The following is a 25556-nucleotide window of genomic DNA, read 5'->3' on the forward strand; positions in this document are numbered from 1 at the left end:
GGCATGACGATGCGCCCAGGAACGGAGCGGAAGCTCCTCGACGCCGCGGAGGAGCTGTTCTTCACGCGGGGCATCGCCGCGACCCCGATCGACGCCGTCCTCGAACGCGCCGGGGTCTCCGCCGCCACGCTCTACCGCGGGTACGCCAGCAAGGAAGCCCTGGTCGCCGCAGCGCTCGAACGGCGGCACGACGAGTGGCTGCGGGTGTGGGACGACGCCGTCGCAGATGCGCCCGACGACCGGGGCCGGTTGCTGGCGGTCTTCGACGCGCTCGACGACTTCCGGTCGACGCCGACCGGGTCGCGGTGGTGCGCCTTCCTCGGCACGGCGTCGGAGTACGCGGATCCGCCCGACGAGATCACGGTCGTCCTGCACCACGAGACCGCCACGCTGCGGTCGCGCCTCCGGCAGGCTGCGGTGCCGTTGGTCGGGCCGGAGGAGGCCGACGTCCTCGCCGACCGACTGCTCCTCGTGGTGTCCGGGGCACTGGCGATGCGCCTCCGGGGCGGCGCCGGCGACACCGCGACGGCCCGCGCGGTGGCCGCCGCGCTGCTCCCCTGAGCGCTGCCGACAGCACGAGACGCTGCCGACAGCACGAGACGCCGCCGGATCCGGCGGCGTCTCGTGGACATGCGGGCGTCTCGCAGCGCGGGACGACGGCGCAGCGAGCGGCGACCGCTCAGTCGCGGACGAACTGCTCGATCGCGACGTCACCGGTGTTGACGCGGAAGGTCTTGCCGACCGACGCGTCGTCGTGCAGGGCTGCGGCGACCAGTGCGGCGACGTCCCCGCGGGCGATGCTGGAGGACGGGTCGGCGGTCTCGACGGACCCGGTCGGCTCGTCGTCGGTCAGGGTGCTCGGGGCGACGATCGTCCAGTCGAGGGCCGAGTCGCGGAGGACCGCGTCGGCGATGGTCTTCGCCTCGGCGTAGGCGAAGAAGTCGTCGTCCTCGGGGACCCCGTGGCCGAGGCCCGCGTCCGACCAGGAGACCAGGACGAATCGCTGGACGTCCGCCTGGAGCGCGGCGTGCATGGAGCGGATCGCGGCGTCCCGGTCGACGGCCCAGGTGCGCTCGGCGGAACCCCCACCCGCCCCTGCTGCCCAGACGATCGCGTCGTGTCCGCGGACCAGGTCGGTGAGCCCGGCGATGTCGAGCTGCTCGATGTCCGCGACGACGGGCTCCGCACCGGTGCCGCGGACGTCGTCCTGCTGCTCGGCCTTGCGGATGACCGACGAGACCGTGTCGCCGCGGGCCGTCAGGAGCTGCGCGGTGAGGAGGGCGACGCGACCGTGGCCGCCGAGGATGATGACGTTGCTCATGGTCTGGACGGTACGCGCGGGGCCTGACGACGGGGTGGTCGGCGATGGGCCGGGAGGGTCGTCCACCGCTCCCGCGCACGTCCTTCGGGCAGGATGGCCGGCATGGGCAGCGACGAGGGGACGGCCGCGGTCGGACGGGGCAGCGCGGCGGGCGCGGCACGGACGGCGGTCGCGTCCGCCGTCTGGGGCCCCACGGCCCCGACGTACCGGCGGTACGAGCGGCGGTCTGCGGTCGGCACGGGCGAGGCGGTGTGGGAGCGGGCCTCCCGGTCGGTGCTCCGCTGGGGCGTGAAGACGCGCAGCGGCTTCTCGGTGCCCGACGACACGGAGGCGCGACCGGGTCAGCGGCTGGACGTGCGCTTCCCGATCGGGCTGGTCGTCGTGCGGGAGCCCGTCGAGGTCGTCGAGGTCGTGCGCACCGCCGACCGTGTCGGGTTCGCCTACCGGACGCTGCCCGGCCACCCGGTCGACGGCGAGGAGGCCTTCGTCGTCACCCGTGAGGGCGACGCCGTGTGGTTGACGCTGCGCTCCCTGACCCGGCCGTCCACGACTCGCCACTGGGCGCTCGTGTTCTCGCTGCTCCGGGTCGCGCAGGTCGTCGTCCGCTGGCGCTACCGGCGGGCACTGCGCTGACCGGCCCGGCTCGCTGACCGATCCGGCCCGCCGCCCGGCCCGACTCGGCCGAGCCCGGCCCGCAACGCGATGCGCGGAACGCGCGTGACCCCGCTCGGGAAGCGCGGTGCGCCCCGTCGCGAGTCGCGGATCCACGAACGCGTTCGTGTCCCGCCGGACGGCTGTCGTAGCGTCGCAGACACCAGGACGAACATCATCCCGAGTGCCCCGACATCCCCCGCGATCTGCGGTGGCCTGTACGCAGCGGTCGCCCTGGTCGACACCGGACCGTCCGAGGTCCCTGCAGAGGAGGCGAAGCTCATGCCCGCCACCATCACCGCCATCCCGACACCTCTCGCCGGAGGCCCGGCCGTTCGCCGCCCGAGGCGCACCGAGACCTTCTCCGAGGTCCGCGAGGCGACCCGCCGCCGGATCCTGACCGCCAGCGCGCTCGTCGCCGGCCTCGCCGCCGTCACCGCGTTCACGCTCGCCGTGATCGCCCTGGTGGTCGCCTCGTGATCACCGCCGCAACAGCGCCGTACGACACCGTCGCGCTGACCGAACCCATCGACATGACCGCGCTGCTGCGCGAACAGGAGGCCCCCCGTGCGTGACTCCACCATGATGCAGGAACTCCGCTCCGACCCCCTGGAGTGGCACCGACGAGGCATGTCCTCGCCCGTCGAGATCGACCGGATCGTGATCAGCCGACTCGGCATCGGCGTCAGCACCGACCCCACGTACGCCGAGTTCTTCCAGGCCGTCGCGTGAACGCCCTCCAGCAGGGGAACGCCCGTGTGACGGCCGACGCCACCGGGCTGACGGCCGACCACCGGGTCGTCTGGGCACGACTGGGCCGGCTCGAGGCGCTGTGCGCCGAGCGATCTGCTCACGGCACCGCCCTCCGCACCTCGACGACGACCATCTGACGTGGGCGTCGACGTCGAGCAGGCACCGCACCGCTGGGACCGTGCTCGCGTCGTCGACGCCGCTGACCGGGTCTTCACCGCCGAGGGGGCCGTCGGTCTCGACCACGCCGCCATCGCGACGCTCGCCGGGGCAGACCAAGCCACGGTCCGTGCGCTCTTCCCGGAACGGATCGACGTCGTCGTCGCCGTGCTCGAGCACCGCCACGAGCGGTGGAACGACGGTCTCGCCGCCGCCGCCGTCGGGGCTGCCGACGCCCGGGACGAGATCCTGACGGTCTTCGCACACCTCGAGTCCTGCTTCGAGGACGAGTCATGGACCGGATGTGCCTTCATCAACGGCTACGGCGAGCTCGGGCGCTCCGAGTCGCGCGTCGCCGCCCTGGCTCACGAGCACCTGCGCGGCATCGAGGCCCACCTGCACGCGCTCGCCGGTCGGGCAGGACTGCCCCTGCACGTCGCCGACGCGTTGTCGCTGCTCGTCGAGGGCGCCAAGGTCGAGGCTGCGATCCACCGCACGACCCGTCCGGCGCGCTCCGCCCGGCTCGCCGCGGCGACGTTGATGACGGCCTACGCGCCGAACGCGCACACCGACTTCATCTGAGCCCTGCCGGACCGACGGTCGGGAGGCACGGCCTCCTCCCGTCGACCGGTGCCGCCACGAGTTGGCCGGGTCAGTCCGCTACCGGACCCCGCGCCGAGCGCTCGAGGGTGGCCATCGGGGTCTCGCCGACCTCGGCCACGTACTGCTGCGCGAAGCGACCGAGGTGCGCGAAGCCCCACCCCGCGGCCACTTCGCGGACGGTGACGGCGGTCGGCTCGGAGGCGAGCAGCTCCTGTCGCACCCGGTCCAGGCGCACCTGCCGGATGTAAGCGTTCGGCGTGGTCTGCAGGTCCCGCTGGAACGCCTCCTGCAGTGCACGCAGGCTCACGTCGAGGTGTCGTGCCAGCGAGCTCGTCGTGATCGGCATCCGGGCGTGGTCGTTGACGTACTCGACGGCTGCGCGGACGTGCACCGACAGTGCCGTGCCTTCGGGGCTCCGGCGTGCCGGGCGCTGCTGCGGGTACATCTCGAGCAGGGACGCCGCGGCCAGCCGTGCCATCTCGGCGTGCAGCAGACGGCCTGGCGTGCCGTCACGCAGGGTGTGCGAGATGAGCGACACCGTGTTGTGCCAGGTCCGGACGGACTGGTCGGACGGTGGTGTCGTGTGGTCGAAGCGCAGGCCGGCGGTCAGGTCCGCACCCTGCTCGGCCGCGACGCGTTCGACGACCTCACGGGACAGGTGCACGAGCCGCTGCTCGTAGTCCTCCATGCTGAACGAGAACGTGCGCTCGGGCAGCAGCGGCACCGGGACGCCCGGTTCCATGTCGAGGACGCTGCCCCCGGTGTCGAGCCGGGAGGACCCGGACTGCAGCCACTGGACGATGACGGCGTCCGACGGCGGCAGTTCCCCGTCGACGTGTCCGGCGAACTGGGCGATGTGCAGCGACATCGTGCTGTCGCCGAGTGCCGCGTACCGGAACGAGAACGGGGTCGCGACGGGCTCGACGCGGAGTTCCGCGCCGTAGAGGTCCGCGATGAAGGTCGCGGCCTCCCCGAGGTCCGTCCCCGTCACGTCGAGACGCACCGGCTTCGCGTCGTCGATCGGCATCACGCGAAGCATCCCACGACAGCCGTCCCCCATGGCAGTCCGGTGTCCGGGAACCGCCACGGGGGACCGACCGATCGCGTCCTCCGGAGCATCGGTGACCAGGGTCAGCCGCGGATGGCCTCGGCCAGCTTCACCCGGCCACCGGTGCGGAGCAGCGCGTTCTCGTAGACCCGGGCACCGAGGAGCACCACGACGAGGGCGGACGCTGCGACGACGACCAGCGAGAGCACGGGCTCCCACCACTCGGCCGTCCCCAGGAAGATCCGGACCGGCATGCCGATCGGGGCGCTGAACGGCACGTACGACATGATGCCGAGGATCGTCGGGTCGTCCGCGGCGAACACGATGAGGAAGTACGGGATCATCAGCAGCATCATCACCGGGGTGGTCACGCTGCCGACGTCCTCCTGACGGGACACCAGGGCCGCCGACGCCGCGAACAGCGCCGCGATGAGGACGAACCCGACCGCGAAGAACCCGACGAACCACAGCGCGCTCGGGCCGAGCAGCGTGAAGAGGTTGTCCTGGCCGGTCACCGCGAGTGCGACGGCGGCGGCGATCGCGATCGCCACGATCTGTCCGAGGGCCATCGCGCTGTTGCCGATCACCTTCCCCGCGAGCAGTGCCCGTGCGGGGATCGCCGCCATCAGGATCTCGACGACCCGGGTGGACTTCTCCTCCACCACGCTCTGCGCGATCGACTGTCCGAACGTCACGGCCGAGGCGAAGAAGACCACGCCGAACGCGATCCCCACCAGGGACACCAGCCCGGGCGGCAGCGCACCGGGGTCGAGCAGGTCGACCTCGGGGGAGACGCTGAGCGCCTGCACGACGTCGGTCGGCGCGCTGTCGAGTCCGACGACCCGGAAGCCGAGCTGTCCGCCGTCGGGGACGATCGCGGCGTCCACCTCGCCGCCGCGCACGAGATGCTCGGCGGATGCGCGGTCAGTGGTCCGCGTGACGTCGAGCCCGTCGGAGCTCGGCAGGCTCACACCGCTGACCACGGCGACCGGGGTCGTCGCGTTCGCCGCTGACTTGCCGACGATGCCCGCGATGACGATGCCGGCCACGACCATCACGAGCAGGATCGCCGCGGAGACGACGAACGCCTTGCTGCGGAGCCGGGCCTGGATCTCCCGCACGGTGACGAGCCGGACCGCGTCGACGGTGCTGCGCTGGACGACGCTCATCGGACGACCTCCGTGAAGACCTCGCTGAGACGGGGGACCCGCGGACCGAACGACGCCACCGCGCCCCGGCCGACCGCGCGCTGCAGGACGGCCTGGGCGACGGACTCGTCCGCTTCGAACAGGGCGTAGCCGCCGTCGAACTCCCGGATGGTGACGCCCGGTTCCTCGCGGAGCCAGGCGACGTCGTCCGCCACCAGGAGCTCCCACGCCGCCGGTCCCGCCTTCCGTCGGAGTTCGTCCTGCGGCCCGGCCGCCCGGATGCGACCGCCCGCGATCACGACGACGTCGTCGCAGAGCCGCTCGACCACGTCGAGCTGGTGGCTGGAGAACAGCACCGGCACGCCGTCCGCCGCGGTCTCACGGAGGACGCCGAGGACCGTGTCGACGGCCATCGGGTCGAGGCCCGAGAACGGCTCGTCGAGCACCAGGACCTCGGGCCGGTGGGCCAAGGCGGCAGCGACCTGCACGCGCTGCTGGTTGCCGAGCGAGAGCTTCTCCACCGGGTCGCCGGCGTGTACGCCGAGTTCGAGCCGCTCGAGCAGCTCCGTGGTCCGCGCCGTCGCGGTCCGGCGGTCGACACCGTGCAGCCGCGCCAGGTACGTGACCTGCTCGGCCACCGGCATCTTCGGGTACAGGCCGCGTTCCTCGGGCATGTACCCGAACCGACGCCGGTCGGCCGGGCCGATCGGGACGCCGTCGATGGCGACCGTGCCGCTGTCGGCGTCCAGCACGCCGAGCATGATGCGCATGGTGGTGGTCTTGCCGGCGCCGTTGCCTCCGACGAACCCGGTCAACCGGCCCCGACCGACCGTGAAGCCGACGTCGTCGAGCACGCGGCGCTCGCCGAAGTGCTTGGTCACTCCCTCGATGCTGAGCATGGCGGGTCCCTTCCGCAGCGACCGTCGCTGCGCCTCCGACGGTACGAGGGCGGGTGGGGTCGGCGCCTCCGGCACGAGACGGGGATCGTCGCCCGGGCTCCTCCGCCATGCGGGGGAGACGGTCTCTTCCGCGAGACGCAACGCGGGCGGTTCCGCGCAACGGAACACCCTTGCGCCGTGCCGCCGACGTTGCGTCTTGCGGGGGAGGGCTCAGTCGCCGGAGCGGACCACGCCGTTCTCGTACGCCCACACCACGGCCTGGATCCGGTCCCGCACGCCGAGCTTCTGCAGCACGTTCGACACGTGGGTCTTCACGGTCGCGTCCCCGACGAAGAGCAGTCGGGCGATCTCGGCGTTGCTCAGTCCGCGCCCGAGCAGCCGGAGCACCTCGGTCTCGCGCTCGGTCAGGCCGGCCACCGGATCAGCACCGGGTCCCGCGTGCACGCCGTCGGTCGCGGGCGCGGTCACCGACGCCACCACCGGCGCGCTCGCGCTCGTCGCACGGCTGATCACCCGTCGGGTCACGTCCGGGGAGAGCAGGGCGTCCCCGGCAGCGACCGTGCGCACCGCCTCGATGAGCTTCTCGGGGGAGGCGTTCTTCAGCAGGAACCCGCTGGCCCCGGCGGCGAGGGCGTCGAACAGGTACTCGTCGGTGTCGAACGTCGTCAGCACGAGCACCGCTGGCGGGTCGTCGGTGGCGGTGATGCGCCGAGCGGCCTCCAGCCCGTCGACGCCGGGCATCTGCACGTCGAGGCAGACGACGTCCGGCCGATGGGCGGCGACGGCGGCCACGGCTGCGGCGCCGTCGGCGGCTTCGGCCACGACCTGCACACCCGGTTCCGATTCCAGGATCACCCGGAAACCGGCCCGCACCAGGTCCTGATCGTCGGCCAGGACCACCCGGATCACGCCGTCGGCAGCCATGCCCGCACCAGGTAGCCGCCGCGGGCACGGGGCCCGATCTCGATCCGTCCGCCGACCGCGGCGACGCGCTCGCGCATGCCGACGTGGCCGAGTCCGCTGCCCGCGGTCGACCGGGAGGCCCGAGCCCCGGCCCCGGTGTCCGTCACCTCGAGCTCGAGGCCGTCCGGCAGGTACCGCAGCCGCAGGTCGGCGCGGGCGTCGTGCCCCGCGTGCTTGAGGACGTTCGTCACGGCCTCCTGCGCGATCCGGTAGGCGACCGCCGCGACGGTCGGCGGAACGGGTCGGACGTCACCGACGACGCTGAAGCCGGTGTCGTGTCCGGCGCTCGTCGCGGCCGCGGCCAGTTCCGGCAGCCGCGCGAGCCCCTCGGTGCTCGGCGCGTCGGCGGGCAGCGTGTGACCGTCCGCATCGGACTGCCGGAGGGTACCGAGCATCCGCCGCAGTTCCTCCACCGCGGTCCGGGCGCTGTCCTCGACGACCCCGAGGGACGCCGCGGCCTGCACCGGGTCGCGGTCGATCACCCGTCGGGCGGCGCCGGCCTGCACGCCCATCAGGGACACGTGGTGGGCGACGACGTCATGGAGCTCGCGGGCGATGCGGACCCGTTCGAGGGCGACCGCCTGCGCCGCGGACCGCTCCCGCTCGGCGGCCAGTTCGACCGTGCGCTCGTCGAGGTCGTGCTTGGCGACCGCGGCCGTCCACGCCCGGTTGCCGGAGTACCAGGCGGCGCCGAAGTACACCAGGTTGATGATGATCGACAGCAGCGAGTTCGCCACGAACGGCGGGATCACCGAGTCGCCGTCGCCCGGCAGCGCGCTCGGCACCGACCACCGGAACACGATCGCCAGGAACACCCACGCGAACATGCCGAGGATGAGGACCCACCGCACCGCCTCGGCGCGGACCCGGTCCGAGCACCAGGCGCCGACCGTGTACAGGGCGATGAAGAGCGTGAAGTTGACGAACAGCCCTTCGGGCACCCGCAGGAGCTGGGTCGCGGCGAACGCCAGCGCGGCGACCACGGCGACCGACATCGGGAAGCGCCGCCGGACCGCGAGTGGTCCGGCGTTCGCGACGACCATGAGCGCCGACACCCACCAGGGAGCCGGGTCGTCGTAGAGGCCGATCGCGCCGTAGAGGGTCATCGACACGGTCAGGGCGGCGGCGAGCACGAGCGCCAGGACCACGTCCTGTCGGTGTTCGCGCCGCCCCACCGGCAGTCGCGACCACTCCTCGCCCCGCGCCGGGCCGTGCCCGGCGGTCACCCCCGTGCCCGTCATGAAGACCACGGTAGCGGCTCACGTCGGCCGGGCCGCCGGAGCGATCCCGACCTGTGGACGGCGGTCCGGGAACGGCCGTCTGTGGAGGGTGACGGACGGGAGGCGGTGGTGCGGGCCTCCCGTCCGTCACCCGCGCAGTGGGATCAGCGGTAGGCGCGCTCGTACGGTGCGGGCTTGTACGGCAGGTCCACCCGGAGCGCCTGTGCGGCACGGATCGGGAAGTTCGGGTCGCGCAGGGCACCACGACCGACGAGGACCACGTCAGCCTGCCCGAGGGCGACGATCTGCTCGGCCTGGAACGGGTCGTCGATCATCCCGACGGCCGCGACCGGCACGCCCGTGGCCTGCCGGATCGCGGTCGCGAACGGCAGCTGGTAGCCGGGACCGACCGGGATCGGGGCGTTCTGGACGTTGCCGCCGGTCGACACCGAGACCAGGTCCACGCCGTGCTCGCCGAGCCAGGCGGACAGCTGCTCGGACTCGGCGAGGTCCCAGCCGCCCTCGACCCAGTCGGTCGCGGACAGGCGGACGACGAGGGGGACGTCCTCGCCGACCTCGGCCCGGACGGCGTCGACGGTCTCGAGCAGCGCACGGGCGCGGTTCTCGAGCGAGCCGCCGTACTGGTCGGTGCGCTCGTTCGACAGGGGCGACAGGAACTCGTGCAGCAGGTACCCGTGGGCGCCGTGCAGCTCGAGCAGGTCGAAGCCGGCGTCGACCGCGCGACGGGCGGCGGCCGCGAAGGCCCGGACCACCTCCGCGATGCCCTCGACGGTCAGCTCGGTGGGGACGTGCAGCCCCGGGAACGCGATCGGCGACGGGCCGACCGGCTGCCAGCCGCCCTGCTCCGGCGCGACGTTGCCGCCACCCGCCGTGGGACCCCACTCGCGGCTGGTGGAGGCCTTGCGGCCGGCGTGCGCGAGCTGGATGCCGGCGACGGCGCCCTGGCTGTGGATGAAGTCGGTGATCGGGCGGAACGCGTCGCGCTGCTCGTCGCTCCAGAGGCCCAGGTCCTGCGGGCTGATCCGGCCCTCGGGGACGACGCCGGTGGCCTCGACGACCACCGCGCCGGCACCGCCGCGGGCCAGGCCGCCGAGGTGCACGAGGTGCCAGGGGGTGGGGACGCCGTCCTGCGCCTCGACCATGTACTGGCACATCGGCGGGATCCAGACGCGGTTCCGGATCTCGAGTCCGCGGAGGGTGATGGGGTCGAAGAGTGCGTGGGTCACGCGGGTCCTTCCCGGTTGTTCGGTTCGTGGGCCTGTCCACAGTACGACTGTCGTCGTACCGATTGCCCGGGAAGGTCGCCGCGGGGCCTCAACCGCAGTACTCGTACGGCGGCCGCGGGTCGTCGCCGACCCACACCCCGGTCACGAGTTCCCCGCCTTCGTCCATCTCGAATGTCACCGACCGGTCGCCGTCACGGACGCTCCAGTAGGCGAACGCGGGGGACGAGTCGTCGCCGTACCCCGGGGTCCGGGTGAGGTCCGGGTACGCGGCCCGGAGCTGGTCGATGCTGTTCCCCCGGCCCATCCCGGCCGCGGTGGTCAGGCCGCTCGCGTCGACACCGACGACCTTCCCGCCCGCCTGCACGACGATGACGTGCAGGTCACCGGAGTCGAAGAACCCCACGTTCGGGTTCGGGCAGTCGCCGTTCGTCTGCGGCAGGACGGGTTCGACCTCGTCCACCACGTCCTGGTACGAGCTGCCGATGGTGATCGGCCCGACCCCCGCGCCGCTCACGACCCAGGAGCCCGGCCCGACCCGGTCGGACGAGAGCCCGGCGATGGTGGCCGACAGCAGGCCCGAGGTCGGGAAGTTGACCTGGTCGATCGTGATCCACCGACCGTCGCTGTCCCACCACGAGGTCTCGGCACCGACGAAGTCCGGGTCCGCCGCGTCCGGCAGCCGGCAGACCGTGCCACCGTCACCCGGCGCGCAGTCTGCGCCCGCGGCGCGGAGCCCGTCTTCGCGCTCAGCGAGAGCGGTGGCGGAGGCACTGCCGATGGTGACGTGGACGCTGCCGACGTCCGTGCGTGGCTGCGCCCAGTGACAGTCGAGCCACGTGGCGGCCGTCCAGGTGCCGCCGGAGTACGTGGTCGACGCGGGTTCCGGAACGGTCGTCCCGTCCGGGTGCGCGGGTGTCTGGGCGAGTGGCGTCGCGCCGAAGAACCGCTGCCGGTCCGCGTCCGAGTAGAGCGCCCGGCAGTCGTCCGGGTACCGAGACGGTGCCGCGGCGCTCGATGCGGACGGCCTCGGAGCAGGGGTGTCGACGACCGGCGCCGACGCCGGAGTGCTCGCGGGCACCGAGGGCTCGGCGGTCGGGCTCGGCGCCGGGGCGGCCTGCTGGACCTGCGGGACGACGGCGAGGGCGACGGCGCCACCGGCCGTGCCGAGGGCGAGGAGGGCGACGGTGGCGATGACGATGCGGCTGCGGTGCCGCCGCGGCTCCGGGTGCCGCTCCTCGGCGTGCTCGAGGACGTTCTGCTTCATCGAGACGAGCATCCGCTGCAGGTCGTCTCCGGTGGGGGGCTCAGTGTTCATCGTGCGTCACCGCCTTCTTCAGTCGTGCTCGGGAGCGGGACACCCGCTGGGTCACGGCACCGACGCTCAGCCCGAGCATCGCGGCCGCCTCGGTGTACGAGTGGCCCTCGATCAGGCACAGCTCGCAGATCCGCCGGTCGAGCGGCGTGAGCGCGTCGATCTCGTCACGGACCCACCGGAGGCGCTCACGGGCCTCCTGGTCGGCCTCCGGCACGGCGAGCTCGGCCGGCAGCTCGTCGGCCGCTCGTCCGGCGATCGCCCGCGCCCGGTTCCGCCCGTGGTTCCGGCACACCACCAGCAGCCAGGGGAGGAGCGCACGGGTCGACAGCTGCAGGGTGTCGGCCTTCTGCCAGAGCGTCAGGAACGTGTCCTGGACGAGCTCCTCGACGTCCTGCCTGCTGCCGGCCAGCGCCCACGCGTACCGGGTGAGCGTCGGTGCGAACCGGTCGAACGCGTCCGCCAGCGCGGCGCGGTCCCCACCCGCCAGTCGTCGGGTGAGGGCGACGTCTGCGTCGGTGTCGGTCTCGGTGTCCACGGTGCCTCCTTCACTACAGCAATGTCGAGGGAGCGGCGATCCTGACGAAGTCGTGTCCAGCGGATCCGCGTCCTCCAGCGGTGACGCGGTCCAGCGCCCACGGTTGGCGCGCTCCTGCGCCCACGGCCGACGCGGTCCTGTGCCCACGGACGACGCGGTCCTGTGCGCGGGGTCGGCGGAACGGCACTACGCTCGGACGCGGCCCGCGACGCGATGCTGCGCCAGGTCTGCGGGCCGTCCAGCTCTGGCGTCCAGGAGGACCGAAGTGACCGATTCCGCACCCGTCGACCCCACATCGACCGCAGGATGGAAGCAGCTCGACGGCATCGCCGCCGGCTTCTCCCCGGACCTCCGGGGGTGGTTCGACGCCGACCCCGGTCGTGCCGAGAAGTACACCTTCCAGGCCGCGGACCTGACGGTCGACCTGTCGAAGGGCCTGGTGACCGAAGAGGTCCTGCAGGCACTGCTGCAGGTCGCCGAGGACACCGGCGTCGCCGAGCGCTACCAGGCGATGATCTCCGGTGAGCGCATCAACGTCACCGAGGACCGCGCCGTCCTGCACACCGCGCTCCGCCGGCCGAAGGCGACCGAGGGCCTGGTCCCCGCCGCACCCCTCACGGTCGACGGACAGGACGTCGACGCCGACGTGCACGCCACGCTCGACAAGGTCTACGGCTTCGCCGAGCAGGTCCGTTCCGGCGCCTGGACGGGCGTCACCGGCAAGCGCATCGAGACCGTCGTCAACATCGGCATCGGTGGGTCCGACCTCGGCCCCGTCATGGTCTACGAAGCCCTCAAGCCGTACGTGCAGCAGGGGCTCGAGGTGCGCTTCGTCTCGAACATCGACCCCGCCGACATCCACGAGAAGACCGCTGGCCTCGACCCCGAGACCACGCTCTTCATCGTCGCGTCGAAGACCTTCGGCACCCTCGAGACCCTGACGAACGCCCGTCTCGCGCGCCAGTGGCTCTGGTCGGAACTCGGCCTGTCCGACGCCGGCGACGACGAGAAGAAGGACGCCGTCGCGAAGCACTTCGTCGCCGTGTCCACCGCGCTCGACAAGGTCGCCGCGTTCGGCATCGACCCGGAGAACGCCTTCGGCTTCTGGGACTGGGTCGGCGGCCGCTACTCGGTCGACTCCGCCATCGGCACCAGCGTCGTCATCGCGATCGGCAAGGAGAACTGGGAGCAGTTCCTCGCCGGTTTCCACGCCATCGACGAGCACATGCGCACCACCCCGCTCGCGCAGAACGTCCCGGTCCTGATGGGCCTGCTCAACGTCTGGTACACGAACTTCCTCGGCGCCCAGAGCCACGCGGTGCTGCCGTACACGCAGTACCTGCACCGCTTCCCGGCCTACCTGCAGCAGCTCACGATGGAGTCGAACGGCAAGCGCGTCCGCTGGGACGGCTCGGACGTCGTCACCGACACCGGAGAGGTCTTCTGGGGCGAGCCCGGCACGAACGGCCAGCACGCGTTCTACCAGCTCATCCACCAGGGCACCCGGCTGATCCCGGCCGACTTCATCACGGTCGCCAAGCCCGCGCACGCCCTGCAGGACCTGTCCGGCGACGGCAAGGCCGTACAGCCCGGCCAGGACGTCCACTCCTTGTTCCTGGCGAACTTCTTCGCGCAGTCCAAGGCGCTGGCGTTCGGCAAGACCGCTGACGAAGTCCGCGCCGAGGGCACCACCGACGAGATGATCGTCGCGGCCCGCACCTTCACCGGCAACAAGCCGTCGACGTCCATCCTGGCGCCGGAGCTCACCCCGAGCGTCCTCGGCCAGCTGATCGCCCTCTACGAGCACATCGTGTTCACAGAGGGCACCATCTGGGGCATCGACTCGTTCGACCAGTGGGGTGTCGAGCTCGGCAAGCAGCTGGCGCTGCAGGTCGCCCCGGCGGTCGACGGTGACCAGGACGCCCTGGACGCGCAGGACTCCTCGACGAAGGCGCTCATCGCCAAGTACCTCGAGCTGCGCGGCTGATCCGACGCACCTGACACGAGAGGCCCCGTCGCTCCGGCGACGGGGCCTCTCGCGCGGTGTGGAGCCGGGGTGTCAGTGCCGCCGCACCAGCACCACCGAGTCCTCGAGCGTCGCCGGACTGCCGTCCGGCGCGGCGACGTGCCGCGTGCGGAGCTCGGCGACCTCGATTGTCCACCGGTCGTCCAGCGCGAGCTGCTCGACCTGTTCCGCCGGCCCGACCAGGGGCTCGGCGTGCGCGTGCTCCCCGTGCGACGCCCACGACGGCGAGCCCGCGTGCCCGACGACGACCAGATGGCCGCCCGGCGCCACGAGCCGCGTCGCCCGTCGCAGCACCGCGCTCCGCGGGAACGACACCGACGAGTGCAGGAACGACGCCGCGACGAGGTCGAACCGGTCGTCGGTGTCCCAGGCGGCCAGATCGGCCTGCACCCAGGTCACTCGGTCGCCCAGTCCGACGCGCTCGGCCTCGGTCCGGCCGCGGGCGAGGGCGTTGGTGGCGATGTCGACGGCGGTGACGTGCCACCCCTGCGCCGCCAGCCACAGTGCGTCGCCACCCTCACCGCTGCCGAGGTCGAGCGCGCGGAGCGGATGATCCGAGCGAGTGGGGGAGAGCGGGGCCACCGTGTCGACGAGCGAGGCGTTCGGCGCCCCGGACCAGATCGGGGCGTCACCGTAACGGGCGGTCCAGAAGGCCTCGGCATCCGCGCCGGGAGCGGGTCGTGCGGTCATCCCGGCAGCTTCGCACCGGTGCTCGGGGACGGCCAGTACGATTGCCGGATCGGCAACGGCGACGACGTTCCCGGGGTCCGTCCGGCGCAGTCGCAACGGAGACCCAGCATCGATACGGAAGTATGTGCAAGTGACGATCATGACCGAGCGGCCTCAGCAGGACACTCCGAGCGCCGAGACGGAGCGACCCGGCAACGCGACCGTCCGTTTCCAGAACGCCGCGATCCTCGCCGTGGAGACCACCGTCGCCGAGCGCGTGACCACGTCCGCGGACATCGAGGAGAAGCTCCGCGGTGTGCTCCGCCGGCTCCGCCTGCCGATGGGGCTGCTCGAACGCGTCGCCGGGGTGCGGGAGCGCCGCAACTGGGGCGAGGACCAGTCCTTCCAGACCGCCGCGATCGACGCCGGACGTCGGGCGATGGCGGCCGCGGGCATCCAGCCGGAGGACGTCGGCCTGCTCATCAACACGTCGGTGACCCGTCCGCACCTCGAGCCCTCGGTGGCCGTGCGGCTGCACCACGGCCTCGGCCTGCCGACGTCGGCGATCAACTTCGACATCGCGAACGCCTGCCTCGGCTTCGTCAACGCGATGAGCGTCGCCGCCGGCATGATCGACTCCGGTCAGATCAAGTACGCGCTCATCGTGGACGGCGAGGACGCCGACCAGGTGCAGCTGAACACGATCGACCGCCTGAACCAGGGCGGCCGGAACCGCAAGGACTTCATGAGCGAGTTCGCCAGCCTGACGCTCGGCTCCGGCGCTGCTGCTGCCGTGCTCGGCCCGGCGGACCTGCACCCGGCCGGCCACCGGATCGTCGGCGGCGTCACCCGCGCGGCGACCCAGTGGTACGACCTGTGCGTCGGCAGCGTCGACGGCATGTTCACGGACGCGAAGATGCTGCTCAAGGGCGGCATGGAGCTCGTCGTCGCCGCCTGGAACGAGGCCCGTGCCCACTTCGACTGGGCCGACATGGACCGCTACGTCCTGCACCAGGTCTCGGACGTGCACACGAACGCCTTCGTCCAGGCCATCGGTGTCGAGCGTGACAAGGTCCCGACCACCTACGAGCGCTTCGGCAACGTCGGCCCGGCGTCGATCCCGATCACCCTCGCGGACGAGGTCACCCGTGGCTCCATCCGCCCCGGAGACCGCGTGTTCCTCGGCGGTGTCGGCTCCGGCATCAACACGGCGATGATGGAACTGCGCTGGTGACACCGCGGTTGCCGCGCGCCGCCGCGACCACGGCTCCGGCGACGCTCCCGCCGCCCCTGCCCGGACTCGACCCGGCCTGGTCCCGCCTCGTCACGGTCCCCGCGACTCCTGACCGCTCGGGAGGCCCGGCCCGCCCGGCGCGGACCTGGCACCTCCTCGACACGGCCGCGTCCCTGGCGGAACTCGGCGTCGAGCCCGTCGGCACGCTGCTCTGCGTGCACGGCAACCCGACCTGGTCCTACCTGTGGCGCTCGGTCGTCGCGCGGTCCCTCGAGGTCGCCGCTGCCGGCGGTCCGGTCTGGCGCGTCGTCGCCGTCGACCAGCTCGGCATGGGCTTCTCGGAGCGCACGGGTGTCGACCACCGCCTGGCGGACCGGGTCGCCGAACTCGGCGCCCTGACCGACGAACTCGGGCTCGCGGGTCCCGTCGTCACGCTCGGCCACGACTGGGGCGGCGTCGTCTCCCTCGGCTGGGCCGTGGACCACCCGGACCTCGTCGTCGCGGTGACGACCTGCAACACCGCCGTGCACCAGCCGGAGGACGCGCCGATCCCGGCGCCGCTCCGCCTGGCGCTCCGTCCCGAGCTGCTCGGCCGGGCAACCGTCGTCACGCCAGCGTTCATCGAGACCACCCTGGCGATCGCGCACCCGCGGCTCGACCGAGCGACCGCCGACGCCTACCGTGCGCCGTACCGCGGTGCCGCACGGCGGGGCGCCGTCGGCGGCTTCGTCGCGGACATCCCCGTCGACGCCACCCACCCGAGCGCTCGCGAGCTCGACCGGATCGCGGCGGGCGTCGCGGCGCTGGACGTCCCCGCCCTGCTCCTCTGGGGCCCGCGCGACCCGGTGTTCCTCGAGCGCTACCTCGACGACCTCGCCGCACGGCTGCCGCAGGCCGACGTGCACCGGTTCGAAGGCGCGGGACACCTGCTGCCGGACGACGCCGACGTCGCCGGGACGGTGTTCGACTGGCTCGGTGACCACCTGCCGGACGGTGTCGTGCCCACCTCGGCCGCATCGGGCCTCCCGGCCGACGACGTCGCCAGCACGGCTGACGCCAGCGCCGACCGGGCGGAGCACGCGCACCACCCGCTCTGGACACACCTGACCGGACTCCGCGACAGCGACGAGCCCGCCCTGGTGGAGATGGCCGCACCCGGCGGCACCCGGACGATCAGCTGGCGGCTGCTCGCCCGGCGCATCGACGAGGTCGCCGCCGGGCTCGTCGACCTCGGCGTCCGACCCGGCGACCGGGTGTCGCTCCTGGTCACTCCCGGCGCGGACCTGACCGCCGCCCTGTACGCCTGCGTCCGGATCGGCGCGGTCGTCGTCGTCGCGGACGCCGGACTCGGCCTCGGCGGGCTGACCCGCGCCGTCCGCGGCGCCCGTCCGGACTGGATCATCGGCGCCCTGCCCGGACTCGCAGCCGCGCGCGCTCTCGGCTGGCCCGGGCGTCGGATCGCGACCCTGGCGCTCCCCGCACCGGCACGCCGGGCCCTGCGGGTCGAGCACACCCTGGCCGCCGTGGCCCGCCGCGGGGCCGCACGGCTGGCTGCCGGAGCGGCACTGCCGTCCGCGCCCGTCTCCGACGCTCCGGCAGCGGTCCTCTTCACCTCCGGGTCGACCGGACCGGCGAAGGGCGTCGTCTACACGCACGGCCAGCTCGGCGCGGTGCGGGACGCCCTCGCCGGCCAGTATGGCGTCGGCGTCGGCACCGGCCTGGTGGCGGGCTTCGCACCGTTCGCACTCCTCGGCCCGGCCCTCGGCGCCCGTTCGGTCGCACCCGACATGGACGTCACCGCGCCCAGGACGCTGACCGCACGAGCGGTCGCCGACGCGGTGGTCGCAGCGGACGCCACCGTGGTGTTCCTCTCCCCGGCGGCCCTGGCGAACGTCGTCGCGACGGCGTCGGCCCTCACCGACGACGACCGGCGGGCACTCGGTCGCGTGCGGCTGTTCCTGTCGGCGGGTGCCCCGGTGTCGGCAGCGCTGCTCACCGCGGCGACCGAGCTGATGCCGAACGCCAGTGCGCACACCCCCTACGGCATGACCGAGGGGCTGCTGATGACGGACGTCGACCTGGACGGTGTCCGCGCGGCCGCGTCCGGTGACGGCGCGACGTCGGCAGTCGGCATCTGCGTCGGCCGACCGGCTGCGTCGGTGCGAGTGCGGATCGCCTCGCTCGACGCCGACGGCCGCGCGACCGGAGCACTCACTGAGACGCCGGACGTCACCGGCGAGATCGTCGTCGTCGCCCCGCACGTGCGCGACCACTACGACCGGCTCTGGCGAGCCGACCGGGCTTCGCGTCTCGGCGTCGACGACCCGCGCGGCCACCGGACGGGCGACGTCGGGCACCTCGACGCGTCCGGCCAGCTCTGGGTCGAGGGTCGCATGCAGCACGTCGTCACCACCGCGGACGGCGTCGTCACGCCGGTCGGCCCCGAACAGCGCATCGAGCGGGTGGACGGCATCGGCCGTGTCGGCATCGCCGGCATCGGCCCGGCCGGCACGCAGCAGGTCGTCGCCGTCGTCGAGACCGTCCCCGCCGCTCGTCGTCCCGGCCTCGCGGAGCCCGCACTCGCCGAGCGCGTCCGCGCCGCGGCCGGGGTGCCGGTCGCGGCGGTCCTCGTCGTCCCGGTGCTGCCGACGGACATCCGACACAACTCCAAGGTCGACCGGGCCCGACTGTCCCGCTGGGCGTCGTCGGTGCTCTCCGGGGGACGGATGACCCGCCCGTGAGGGTCCTGGTCACCGGCGCGAGCGGCTTCCTGGGTCGTGCGGTCGCCGCTGCCGTGCGGGACGCCGGGCACGAGGTCCGGACGTTCCAGCGCCGGCCCTCCCGTGTCGAGGGTGTCACCGACTCGCTCGGCACGATGACCGATGCGGCCGCGGTCCGTTCCGCGGTCGTGGGTGTCGAGGCGGTCGTGCACCTCGCCGCCAAGGTGTCGCTCGCCGGGGACCCCGCCGACTTCGAGCGGATCAACGTCGACGGGACGCGCGTCCTGCTCGCCGCAGCACGCGAGGCCGGAGCCACACGCTTCGTGTTCGTCTCGTCGCCCTCCGTCGCGCACACCGGGACGTCCATCGCCGGTGACGACGCCACCCCCGCCGTCCCCGAGACCGCCCGTGGCGACTACGCCCGGACGAAGGCCGCCGCCGAGCGCCTGGCACTGGGTGCCGACGCCCCCGGCTTCGCGGTCGTCGCCGTCCGCCCGCACCTGGTGTGGGGGCCGGGTGACGAGCAGCTCGTCGGCCGGATCGTCGACCGGGCCCGCAGCGGACGCCTGCCGGTCCTGGACTCCGGCGCCGCCCTGATCGACACCTGCTACGTCGACAACGCCGCGACCGCGATGGTCGCCGCGCTGCACCGCGCTGAGGACGTGCACGGCCAGGCGTACGTCGTGACGAACGGGGAACCCCGCCCGGTCGGCGAGCTCCTCGCCGGCATCTGCACGGCCTCCGGCGTTCCCGCACCCCGCCGACACGTGCCCGCCGCGCTCGCCCGGTTCGCCGGGTCCGCCGTGGAGGCCGTGTGGCGCGTCCGCCCCGGCACCGACGAGCCGCCGATGACGCGGTTCCTCGCCGAACAGCTCTCGACGGCGCACTGGTTCGACCAGCGCCGCACCCGGGCGGACCTGTGGTGGTCGCCGTCGGTGTCGATCGACGAGGGACTGCGCGCGCTGGCCGCCGCCGCACACTGACCGCGGCGGGGCGCGGCGCGCCGTGGTGCCGGCCCGTCCGGGACGGTGCACGCGCGCCGGTGGCGTGACACGGGTACCGTTCCCGGGGTGCGCGACCTCCGGAGCCTGCCCGCGACCATCGGCCTGGCCGTCGCGCTCGTCGTGATGACCGCCGCGGTGCTCGTCCCCGGTCTGACCGGGTGGGACGTGCACGTGCGGTACTTCCCGCCACTGCACGCCTCGTGGGAGCCGCGCATCGGTCCCGGGACGGTCCCGGCCGTACTGCTGGCGCTGCTCGCGGTCGTCGCCGCGCCCCGACTGACAGCACGGCTGCGCTGGCCGTGGCTGCTGCTCCTCGGGTACGCCGTCACCGTGGCGTGGTTCGCCGCCCTGGCGCTGGTGGACGGCACCGACGGCGTCGGGCGCATCCTGGACACCGGCTACGAGTACATGGACACCGCTCGCGACGTCGCCGGTCGGCCGTTCGCCGAGACGCTCGACGGTTACATCCCGCGGATCGTCGGCGGCCCGGGCAAGTGGCCGGTGCACATCGCCGGACACCCGCCGGGCGCACTCCTGTTCCACGTGGTCCTCGTCCGGATCGGCGTCACCACGGGTCTCGCTGCCGGGTGGGTCACGCTGCTCGTCGCGGCGACGACGCCGGTCGCCGTGCTGCTCACCCTCCGCCTGCTCGGTGCCGGATCCGCGGCTCGCCGGGCAGCGCCCTTCCTGGTGCTCGGGCCCGCGGCGGTGTGGTCGGCGGTGTCCGCGGACGCGGTGTTCGCCGCCGTCGGGGCATGGGCCGCGTGCCTGCTGGCCGTGGCGGCGTCGAGCAGGACCCGGACCGCGACCGCGGGGTGGGGGATCGGCGCCGGACTGCTGTTCGGGTACGCCGTGATGATGTCCTACGGCCTGCCGTTGCTCGGGGTCCTCGCCGTCGCGGTGCTGCTCGCCGCCCGCAACTGGCGACCGTTCGTCTGGGCGGTCGGGGGTGCGGTCGCCGTCGTCGGGGGCTTCGCCCTCTGGGGCTTCGCGTGGTGGCAGGCGTACCCGGTCCTCCGTGTGCGCTACTACGCCGGCGTGGCGCACAACCGGCCGATCACGTACTGGGCCTGGGGCAACCTGGGCGCGTTCGGATTCAGCGCCGGGCCCCTGGCCGGTGCGGCCGTGGCGCAGACCGTCGCGGTGACCGCCCGGACGGTGCGCGGAGCCGCGGGCGGGATCAGGGCATGGTCCCGCCTGCCGAGACCGGTCGTCGTGCCCGTCCTGCTGTCGCTCGCCGGGATCGCGATGGTGTTCCTCGCCGACGCGTCCGGGATGAGCAAGGCCGAGGTCGAGCGCATCTGGTTGCCCTTCGCACCCTGGGTCCTCGTCGGTACCGCGCTGCTGCCTGCCCGCTGGCGTCGAGTGGGTCTGGCGGTCCAGGTGCTGGCCGCACTCCTGGTGCAGCACACGCTCGACACCGGGTGGTGACCGCGCTGCCCGCCGAGCGTCCGGGTGGGCAGGACCTGAGCGGTCGGCGATCGTCACCCGTAGCGTTGACGGCATGACCACCTCTGTGCTCGTCGCCGGCGCGACCGGTGACCTCGGTTCGCGCATCGTCCGCGAACTCCTGCTCCTCGACACGCACGTGCGGGTCCTGACGCGCGGGGGATCGAACCGCGCGGCCGAGCAGTTCGCCGACCAGGACCGGGTCGAGGTCGTCGTCGCCGACTACACCGACCGGGCCGCACTGCTCCGGGCGCTCGACGGCGTCGAGGTCGTGGTCTCGGCCGTCAGCGGCACCCGCTCGGTCATCGTCGACGCCCAGCGCGCCCTGCTCGCAGCCGCGGTCGACGCCGGTGTGCAGCGGTTCGTGCCGTCCGACTACGCGGCCGACTACCGCTCGGTCACGCCCGGCACCAACCGCAACTTCGAGCTCCGCCGTGAGTTCGCCGCCGACGTCGACGCCGCGTCGATCCGTGCGACGTCGGTGCTCAACGGTGCCTTCGCCGACATGCTCACGGGGCAGGCGCCGCTGGTGCTGTTCGACCGGCAGCGCGTCCTGTTCTGGTCCTCGCCCGACCAGGTGCTCGACTTCACCACGAAGGACGACGTCGCGTGGGTCACCGCGCGGGTGGCGCTCGACACCGACGCCCCGCGGGTCGTCGAGGTCGCGGGGGACCGGGTGACCTCGCGGGAACTGGCGGACACGATGTCCCGGCTCACCGGACGGACGTTCCGGTTGCAGTGGGCCGGGACCACGGGCCTCCTGTCCGCGATGGCCCGCACCGGACGGCGGCTGTCGTCGACCGAGGACGAGACCTTCCCGGCCTGGCAGGGGATGCAGTACTTCGTGAGCATGTTCAGCGGCGAAGCCGAGCTCCGCCACGTCCGCAACGATCGCTACGGCTCCCACGACTACACGTCGGTGCGGGACGTGCTGGCGGTGCACCTCGGGGTCTGACCGCGAGGTGCGGGCCGTCGAGACGCCGCCGGGCTGTCGAGACGCCGCCGTGTCGTCGAGACGCCGCTGGGAACGGCGGCGTCTCGACGTCGTGGCGGCGTCTCGTGGCGGCGTCTCCTGTCCGGGTGTCCCACGGCCGGGAGGCCCGCACCACGTCGGTCGTCCGGGGTACCGTCGACGCATGGACCGTTCCGAGATCCTCGCGGCCGCAGCAGCGGCCCACGCCGCCCGCATCGCCGCCGTGGGCGGGGACGACACCGCCGCGCGTGACCGCGCCAAGGCGGCCTCGGCTGCGCCGGCACCCGAGCGTCGTCGGCCCGCGGACGCCGAGCGCGCCGCGGAGTCCGGCCGCGCCGCCGACCGCACCGAGGGCGCACTCTCGGACTGGCGTCGGATGGGCACCCGTCGCGGGGTCACGCCGGACGCACAGGTCCGGAGTGCGTGGACGGTGACCGGCATCCCGGAGCAGGGGGACGCCCGGGCCTTCGCGAACGTGCTGCTCTCCACCGCGGGGCACGCCGGCCGGGTCGCCGACGCCGCGCGACGCAACGAGCGGCTGACCGGTGCGGCACGCGCTGCCGCGCGACGGACGGTCCGCCGCTACACGGACCACGGCGCCGGCATGTCGGCCCTCGGCGACGTCCTCGACGCCGGACCGGTCGGGCACCACGGACCGGTCGGGCACGACGGACTGGTCGGGCACGACGGGTCGGCGGGGCACGACGGGTCGGCGGGGCACGACGGGTCGGTCGGGCACGACGGGTCGGCGGGGCACGACGGGTCGGCCGGGCGAGACGACACGACCGGACGCTGACGTCCGCTCGGCCTCAGCGTCGGAACGGGTCCAGGTTGAGCACGGTGTCCTCGTAGAGGTACTGCTGGTCGCCGTAGACCGTGACGTCCGGGTTCAGCCAGACCAGGTCCTTCACCGAGAGTCCGAAACGGCTCGCCACGGCGCCGATGAGGTCCTCCGACGCGATCCGGTAGGCGGTCGGGGCGCCGTCGGGCGAGCCCTCGCTGCTCGACTTGCCGGTGGCGTTCGGCCGGGCTCCGCCGTCGACCGGGTGCACGTTCGTGGTGCGCGCCGGTACCGACCACCGGACGGGCTGCACGGCGAGCACCTTGCCGGGCCCGATCTCGACGGGGAGTTCCGGGCTGGCCGAGGCCGCCGCCGAGTAGACGACGATCGTGCCGAGCCAGGACGGGTCTGCGCGGCCGGGGTCGAGCGCCGTCGAGGCGGGTGCTGCCGCTGCGCCGGGGCCGCCGCCGAGGGTGGTGTCGCCGACGCCGTGCCAGGTGATCCCGTCGCCGACCGACGGCGGCGTCTCGAGGAACGTGGTCGCGACGGGGACCGGCAGGGTCGAGGCGAAACCGGTCCACTGCGCGGTGGGGGTGCCGTCCGCGCCGACGACGACGCGGTAGTGGAACCGGACGCTCCCCTTCGGTGAGACGACGTCGGCCTCGCTGAGGACGCTGCCGACCGGGATCGGCGAGACGGTGGGGTCCGGCGAGGCGGCCTCGGTCGGGACGGCCGTCGGTGTTCGCGGAGAGGCGGACTCGGAGATGCGGCGGGCCTCGGCGCTCGCGCTCGGGTCGGCCTGGGGTGTGCGCGGAGCGGCGCTGGCGGAACTCCGCTGCGGCGCGGGGAACTCGTCCGACCCGCGGAGCAGCGAGCAGCTGGCCGCGGCGGTCGTGACCACGACGGCGAGCACGAGTGCTGCCGTCAGTCTGCGGCTGTTCCCCTGGAGTCCGTTCCCGTGGTGCATGGTCCCCCTGCGCTCGTCCCCTGCGATCCGTGTCGTGCGTGATGGATCGTCGTCTTCTGACCCGGAGAGCCTACCGGCGGCGACGTCACCAGCGGGGTGGGAAGATCAGACATGGTCCACCTCGCGAGCGGAGACGCTCTCCGAACGCGTGATGGACCGCTCCGACACTGACCAGGGCTTTCATGGACCGGTCCAAGTCGTGAAACAACCGGTTGTCCGGTTGACAGGACAAAGTTTCTGGGTCACGATCACTTCCACGCGACGACGCGCGATCACGGACGAAGGAGTCACCGACATGGTCGACATCAAACCGGCAGCACCGACTGTGACCTTGCCCCCGGTCGGCACCGGCCCGCACCGCCGCCGCCTCGGGCTGCTGGCGCTGGTCGCCACCTTCGGCGGGCTGCTCTTCGGCTACGACACCGGCGTGATCAACGGCGCTCTGCTCCCGATGAAGCAGGAGCTCGGTCTGACGAACTTCACCGAGGGCGTCGTGACCAGCTCCCTGCTGTTCGGTGCGGCCATCGGTGCCATGCTCGGCGGACGCATCGCCGACGGCTGGGGTCGCCGGAAGACGATCCTGGTGCTCGCGGTGACGTTCTTCGTCGGGACGCTCGCGTGCGTCTTCGCCCCGACGTTCGGCGTGATCGTGGTCGGCCGCGTGCTCCTCGGCCTGGCGGTCGGCGGGGCGTCGACGGTCGTCCCGGTGTTCCTCGCCGAACTGGCCCCGTACGAGATCCGTGGGTCGCTGTCCGGGCGGAACGAACTCATGATCGTGATCGGGCAGCTCGCCGCCTTCCTGGTGAACGCGCTCATCGGCAGCCTCTGGGGAGAAGGCAACGGTGTCTGGCGGATCATGCTCGCCGTGTGCGCCCTGCCCGCCATCGCCCTGTTCGTCGGCATGCTCCGGGTCCCGGAGTCGCCGCGCTGGCTGGCGTCGAAGGGCCGCAACGACGAGGCGCTCGACGTCCTGCGGCAGATCCGCTCCGACGAGCGGGCCGAGGCCGAGATCCAGGACATCAAGCGGAGCAACGAGATCGAGGCGCAGGTCCAGCGCCAGAGCGGCTGGCACACCCTGCTCGGCAACAAGTGGCTGATCCGGATCGTGCTCATCGGTGCCGGCCTCGGCGTCGCGCAGCAGCTCACCGGCATCAACTCGATCATGTACTACGGCCAGACCGTCCTCATCGAGTCGGGCTTCCAGGCCTCCGCGGCCCTCATCGCCAACATCGCACCCGGGGTCATCGCCGTGATCGGTGGCGTCATCGCGATCATGAACATGGAGCGGATCAACCGCCGCACGACGCTGATCATCGGGTTCTCGTTGACGACGCTCTGCCACTTCCTCATCGGCATCGCCTCCGTCGCCCTGCCCGACGGCAACCCCGCCCGCCCCTGGGTGATCCTGTTCCTCGTCGTCGCGTTCGTCGGATCGATGCAGACGTTCCTCAACATCGCCGTCTGGGTCGTGCTGTCCGAGATCTTCCCGACGCAGATCCGCGCGCTCGGCATGGGCATCTCGGTGTTCTGCCTGTGGATCGCGAACGCCTTCCTGGGGCTGTACTTCCCGTCGATCGTCGCCGCGACCGGTATCACCGGCACGTTCTTCGGCTTCGGCATCGTCGGTCTGCTGGCGCTGCTGTTCATCTGGAAGTTCGTGCCGGAGAGCCGCGGTCGCACCCTCGAAGAGGTCGAAGAAGGCGTCACGACCGGCAACATCTTCACCGTCGACAAGGTCGGTCGCCGCACGCACTGACGTCGCGACCCCACGACGGACGGGAGGCCCGGTACCAGCTGTGAACTGGTCCCCGGATCTTGGACTGCTTAGTTGGTTCGAGATCCGGGGATGGTTCTGTTGGGTGGTAACGCGTCAT

At 72.9% G+C, this 25556-nt stretch carries 25 protein-coding genes; 14 read left to right on the forward strand and 11 right to left on the reverse strand.

The genetic code is table 11. From position 1 onward, the window contains the following. The first annotated feature begins 3 nt into the window (after positions 1–3). The gene (locus tag DEI89_RS11560; protein WP_110904200.1) at positions 4–561 is read left to right on the forward strand and encodes a TetR/AcrR family transcriptional regulator; all 558 of its coding nucleotides are present in this window, start codon (positions 4–6) and stop codon (positions 559–561) included. A gap of 118 nt (positions 562–679) precedes the next feature. Here the strand turns inward: DEI89_RS11560 and DEI89_RS11565 are convergent, their stop codons facing one another. Further along, positions 680–1321 carry an NAD(P)H-binding protein gene (locus DEI89_RS11565; protein ID WP_110904201.1) on the reverse strand — a complete coding sequence of 214 codons (642 nt, stop codon included), beginning with the start codon at positions 1319–1321 and terminating at the stop codon, positions 680–682. Positions 1322–1423: 102 nt separating this feature from the next. Here DEI89_RS11565 and DEI89_RS11570 point away from each other — a divergent pair, with 102 nt between their 5' ends. The 5 genes from DEI89_RS11570 (at position 1424) to DEI89_RS11580 (ending at position 3463) form a co-directional block, all read left to right on the forward strand. Further along, positions 1424–1954 carry a DUF1990 family protein gene (locus DEI89_RS11570; protein ID WP_110904202.1) on the forward strand — a complete coding sequence of 177 codons (531 nt, stop codon included), beginning with the start codon at positions 1424–1426 and terminating at the stop codon, positions 1952–1954. Positions 1955–2038: 84 nt separating this feature from the next. Further along, positions 2039–2452, forward strand: a complete 414-nt coding sequence (locus DEI89_RS17710) for a hypothetical protein (RefSeq protein ID WP_110904203.1) — start codon at positions 2039–2041, stop codon at positions 2450–2452. An 87-nt stretch (positions 2453–2539) separates the two neighbouring features. Next, a complete protein-coding gene (locus DEI89_RS17715) occupies positions 2540–2704 on the forward strand; it encodes a hypothetical protein (RefSeq protein WP_181421611.1) in 165 nt (54 codons plus the stop codon). After that, positions 2701–2862: a hypothetical protein gene (locus DEI89_RS17720; RefSeq protein WP_181421612.1), complete on the forward strand. Its 162-nt coding sequence runs from the start codon at positions 2701–2703 to the stop codon at positions 2860–2862. Before DEI89_RS17715 ends, DEI89_RS17720 begins: the two co-directional genes overlap by 4 nt. A 1-nt stretch (position 2863) precedes the next feature. Next, the gene (locus DEI89_RS11580; RefSeq protein ID WP_110904204.1) at positions 2864–3463 is read left to right on the forward strand and encodes a TetR/AcrR family transcriptional regulator; all 600 of its coding nucleotides are present in this window, start codon (positions 2864–2866) and stop codon (positions 3461–3463) included. 70 nt (positions 3464–3533) lie between these two features. Here DEI89_RS11580 and DEI89_RS11585 read toward each other — a convergent pair whose 3' ends face one another. The 8 genes from DEI89_RS11585 to DEI89_RS11620 all read right to left on the reverse strand — a co-directional run bounded on the left by DEI89_RS11585 (position 3534) and on the right by DEI89_RS11620 (position 11859). Continuing rightward, on the reverse strand, positions 3534–4511 hold the full coding sequence (locus tag DEI89_RS11585) for an AraC family transcriptional regulator (protein ID WP_181421613.1): 978 nt from the start codon (positions 4509–4511) through the stop codon (positions 3534–3536). Between the two features lie 104 nt (positions 4512–4615). Further along, positions 4616–5701, reverse strand: a complete 1086-nt coding sequence (locus DEI89_RS11590; RefSeq protein WP_110904206.1) for an ABC transporter permease — start codon at positions 5699–5701, stop codon at positions 4616–4618. Further along, a complete protein-coding gene (locus tag DEI89_RS11595) occupies positions 5698–6579 on the reverse strand; it encodes an ABC transporter ATP-binding protein (RefSeq protein ID WP_110904225.1) in 882 nt (293 codons plus the stop codon). The genes DEI89_RS11590 and DEI89_RS11595 overlap by 4 nt, the downstream gene beginning before the upstream one ends. Positions 6580–6789: 210 nt before the next feature. Next, positions 6790–7503 carry a response regulator transcription factor gene (locus DEI89_RS11600; RefSeq protein ID WP_110904207.1) on the reverse strand — a complete coding sequence of 238 codons (714 nt, stop codon included), beginning with the start codon at positions 7501–7503 and terminating at the stop codon, positions 6790–6792. Continuing rightward, complete coding sequence (locus DEI89_RS11605) at positions 7485–8783, reverse strand: sensor histidine kinase (RefSeq protein ID WP_146236768.1); 1299 nt, start codon at positions 8781–8783, stop codon at positions 7485–7487. The genes DEI89_RS11600 and DEI89_RS11605 overlap by 19 nt, the downstream gene beginning before the upstream one ends. Before the next feature lie 143 nt (positions 8784–8926). Continuing rightward, entirely contained in the window at positions 8927–10009 is a 1083-nt protein-coding gene (locus DEI89_RS11610) for an NADH:flavin oxidoreductase/NADH oxidase (protein ID WP_110904209.1), read from the reverse strand. Positions 10010–10097: 88 nt separating this feature from the next. Then, a complete protein-coding gene (locus tag DEI89_RS11615; protein ID WP_110904210.1) occupies positions 10098–11324 on the reverse strand; it encodes a hypothetical protein in 1227 nt (408 codons plus the stop codon). After that, complete coding sequence (locus DEI89_RS11620; RefSeq protein WP_110904211.1) at positions 11314–11859, reverse strand: RNA polymerase sigma factor; 546 nt, start codon at positions 11857–11859, stop codon at positions 11314–11316. The genes DEI89_RS11615 and DEI89_RS11620 overlap by 11 nt, the downstream gene beginning before the upstream one ends. Before the next feature lie 265 nt (positions 11860–12124). Between DEI89_RS11620 and pgi the strand changes: the two genes are divergently transcribed. Then, positions 12125–13846 (forward strand): glucose-6-phosphate isomerase, encoded by a 1722-nt coding sequence (gene pgi / locus DEI89_RS11625; RefSeq protein ID WP_110904212.1) that lies wholly within the window; start codon positions 12125–12127, stop codon positions 13844–13846. A 72-nt stretch (positions 13847–13918) separates the two neighbouring features. Here pgi and DEI89_RS11630 read toward each other — a convergent pair whose 3' ends face one another. Further along, on the reverse strand, positions 13919–14575 hold the full coding sequence (locus tag DEI89_RS11630; protein ID WP_110904226.1) for a cyclopropane-fatty-acyl-phospholipid synthase family protein: 657 nt from the start codon (positions 14573–14575) through the stop codon (positions 13919–13921). Between the two features lie 139 nt (positions 14576–14714). Between DEI89_RS11630 and DEI89_RS11635 the strand changes: the two genes are divergently transcribed. The 6 genes from DEI89_RS11635 to DEI89_RS11660 all read left to right on the forward strand — a co-directional run bounded on the left by DEI89_RS11635 (position 14715) and on the right by DEI89_RS11660 (position 22730). Next, positions 14715–15788 carry a 3-oxoacyl-ACP synthase III gene (locus tag DEI89_RS11635; RefSeq protein WP_110904227.1) on the forward strand — a complete coding sequence of 358 codons (1074 nt, stop codon included), beginning with the start codon at positions 14715–14717 and terminating at the stop codon, positions 15786–15788. Beyond that, on the forward strand, positions 15785–18529 hold the full coding sequence (locus DEI89_RS11640) for an alpha/beta fold hydrolase (protein ID WP_258368867.1): 2745 nt from the start codon (positions 15785–15787) through the stop codon (positions 18527–18529). Before DEI89_RS11635 ends, DEI89_RS11640 begins: the two co-directional genes overlap by 4 nt. Further along, entirely contained in the window at positions 18526–19491 is a 966-nt protein-coding gene (locus DEI89_RS11645; protein WP_110904213.1) for an NAD(P)-dependent oxidoreductase, read from the forward strand. The genes DEI89_RS11640 and DEI89_RS11645 overlap by 4 nt, the downstream gene beginning before the upstream one ends. 87 nt (positions 19492–19578) lie before the next feature. Then, positions 19579–20943 carry a hypothetical protein gene (locus DEI89_RS11650; protein WP_220034530.1) on the forward strand — a complete coding sequence of 455 codons (1365 nt, stop codon included), beginning with the start codon at positions 19579–19581 and terminating at the stop codon, positions 20941–20943. Positions 20944–21016: 73 nt separating this feature from the next. Next, on the forward strand, positions 21017–21916 hold the full coding sequence (locus tag DEI89_RS11655) for an NmrA family NAD(P)-binding protein (protein WP_110904214.1): 900 nt from the start codon (positions 21017–21019) through the stop codon (positions 21914–21916). Positions 21917–22097: 181 nt separating this feature from the next. Further along, positions 22098–22730 (forward strand): collagen-like protein, encoded by a 633-nt coding sequence (locus DEI89_RS11660; protein ID WP_146236769.1) that lies wholly within the window; start codon positions 22098–22100, stop codon positions 22728–22730. A 13-nt stretch (positions 22731–22743) separates the two neighbouring features. Here the strand turns inward: DEI89_RS11660 and DEI89_RS11665 are convergent, their stop codons facing one another. Beyond that, a complete protein-coding gene (locus DEI89_RS11665; protein WP_110904215.1) occupies positions 22744–23682 on the reverse strand; it encodes a LysM domain-containing protein in 939 nt (312 codons plus the stop codon). Positions 23683–23977: 295 nt separating this feature from the next. On the opposite strand from DEI89_RS11665, the gene DEI89_RS11670 reads away from it, so the two are divergent. Beyond that, positions 23978–25438 carry a sugar porter family MFS transporter gene (locus DEI89_RS11670; protein ID WP_110904216.1) on the forward strand — a complete coding sequence of 487 codons (1461 nt, stop codon included), beginning with the start codon at positions 23978–23980 and terminating at the stop codon, positions 25436–25438. Positions 25439–25556: the final 118 nt, after the last annotated feature.

This window comes from Curtobacterium sp. MCBD17_030 (genome assembly GCF_003224255.1).
Lineage (GTDB): Bacteria > Actinomycetota > Actinomycetes > Actinomycetales > Microbacteriaceae > Curtobacterium.

What these genes read in the sequence shown, in the direction of transcription:
- DEI89_RS11605 (WP_146236768.1), bottom strand. Translation starts at nt 8,783, where the DNA reads ATGACGGGCACGGGGGTGACCGCCGGGCACGGCCCGGCGCGGGGCGAG.
- DEI89_RS11665 (WP_110904215.1), bottom strand. Translation starts at nt 23,682, where the DNA reads ATGCACCACGGGAACGGACTCCAGGGGAACAGCCGCAGACTGACGGCA.
- DEI89_RS11585 (WP_181421613.1), bottom strand. Translation starts at nt 4,511, where the DNA reads ATGCCGATCGACGACGCGAAGCCGGTGCGTCTCGACGTGACGGGGACG.
- DEI89_RS11670 (WP_110904216.1), top strand. Translation starts at nt 23,978, where the DNA reads ATGGTCGACATCAAACCGGCAGCACCGACTGTGACCTTGCCCCCGGTC.
- DEI89_RS11655 (WP_110904214.1), top strand. Translation starts at nt 21,017, where the DNA reads ATGACCACCTCTGTGCTCGTCGCCGGCGCGACCGGTGACCTCGGTTCG.
- DEI89_RS11590 (WP_110904206.1), bottom strand. Translation starts at nt 5,701, where the DNA reads ATGAGCGTCGTCCAGCGCAGCACCGTCGACGCGGTCCGGCTCGTCACC.
- DEI89_RS11615 (WP_110904210.1), bottom strand. Translation starts at nt 11,324, where the DNA reads ATGAACACTGAGCCCCCCACCGGAGACGACCTGCAGCGGATGCTCGTC.
- DEI89_RS11570 (WP_110904202.1), top strand. Translation starts at nt 1,424, where the DNA reads ATGGGCAGCGACGAGGGGACGGCCGCGGTCGGACGGGGCAGCGCGGCG.
- DEI89_RS11560 (WP_110904200.1), top strand. Translation starts at nt 4, where the DNA reads ATGACGATGCGCCCAGGAACGGAGCGGAAGCTCCTCGACGCCGCGGAG.
- DEI89_RS11635 (WP_110904227.1), top strand. Translation starts at nt 14,715, where the DNA reads ATGACCGAGCGGCCTCAGCAGGACACTCCGAGCGCCGAGACGGAGCGA.
- DEI89_RS11630 (WP_110904226.1), bottom strand. Translation starts at nt 14,575, where the DNA reads ATGACCGCACGACCCGCTCCCGGCGCGGATGCCGAGGCCTTCTGGACC.
- DEI89_RS11565 (WP_110904201.1), bottom strand. Translation starts at nt 1,321, where the DNA reads ATGAGCAACGTCATCATCCTCGGCGGCCACGGTCGCGTCGCCCTCCTC.
- DEI89_RS11600 (WP_110904207.1), bottom strand. Translation starts at nt 7,503, where the DNA reads ATGGCTGCCGACGGCGTGATCCGGGTGGTCCTGGCCGACGATCAGGAC.
- DEI89_RS11595 (WP_110904225.1), bottom strand. Translation starts at nt 6,579, where the DNA reads ATGCTCAGCATCGAGGGAGTGACCAAGCACTTCGGCGAGCGCCGCGTG.
- DEI89_RS11660 (WP_146236769.1), top strand. Translation starts at nt 22,098, where the DNA reads ATGGACCGTTCCGAGATCCTCGCGGCCGCAGCAGCGGCCCACGCCGCC.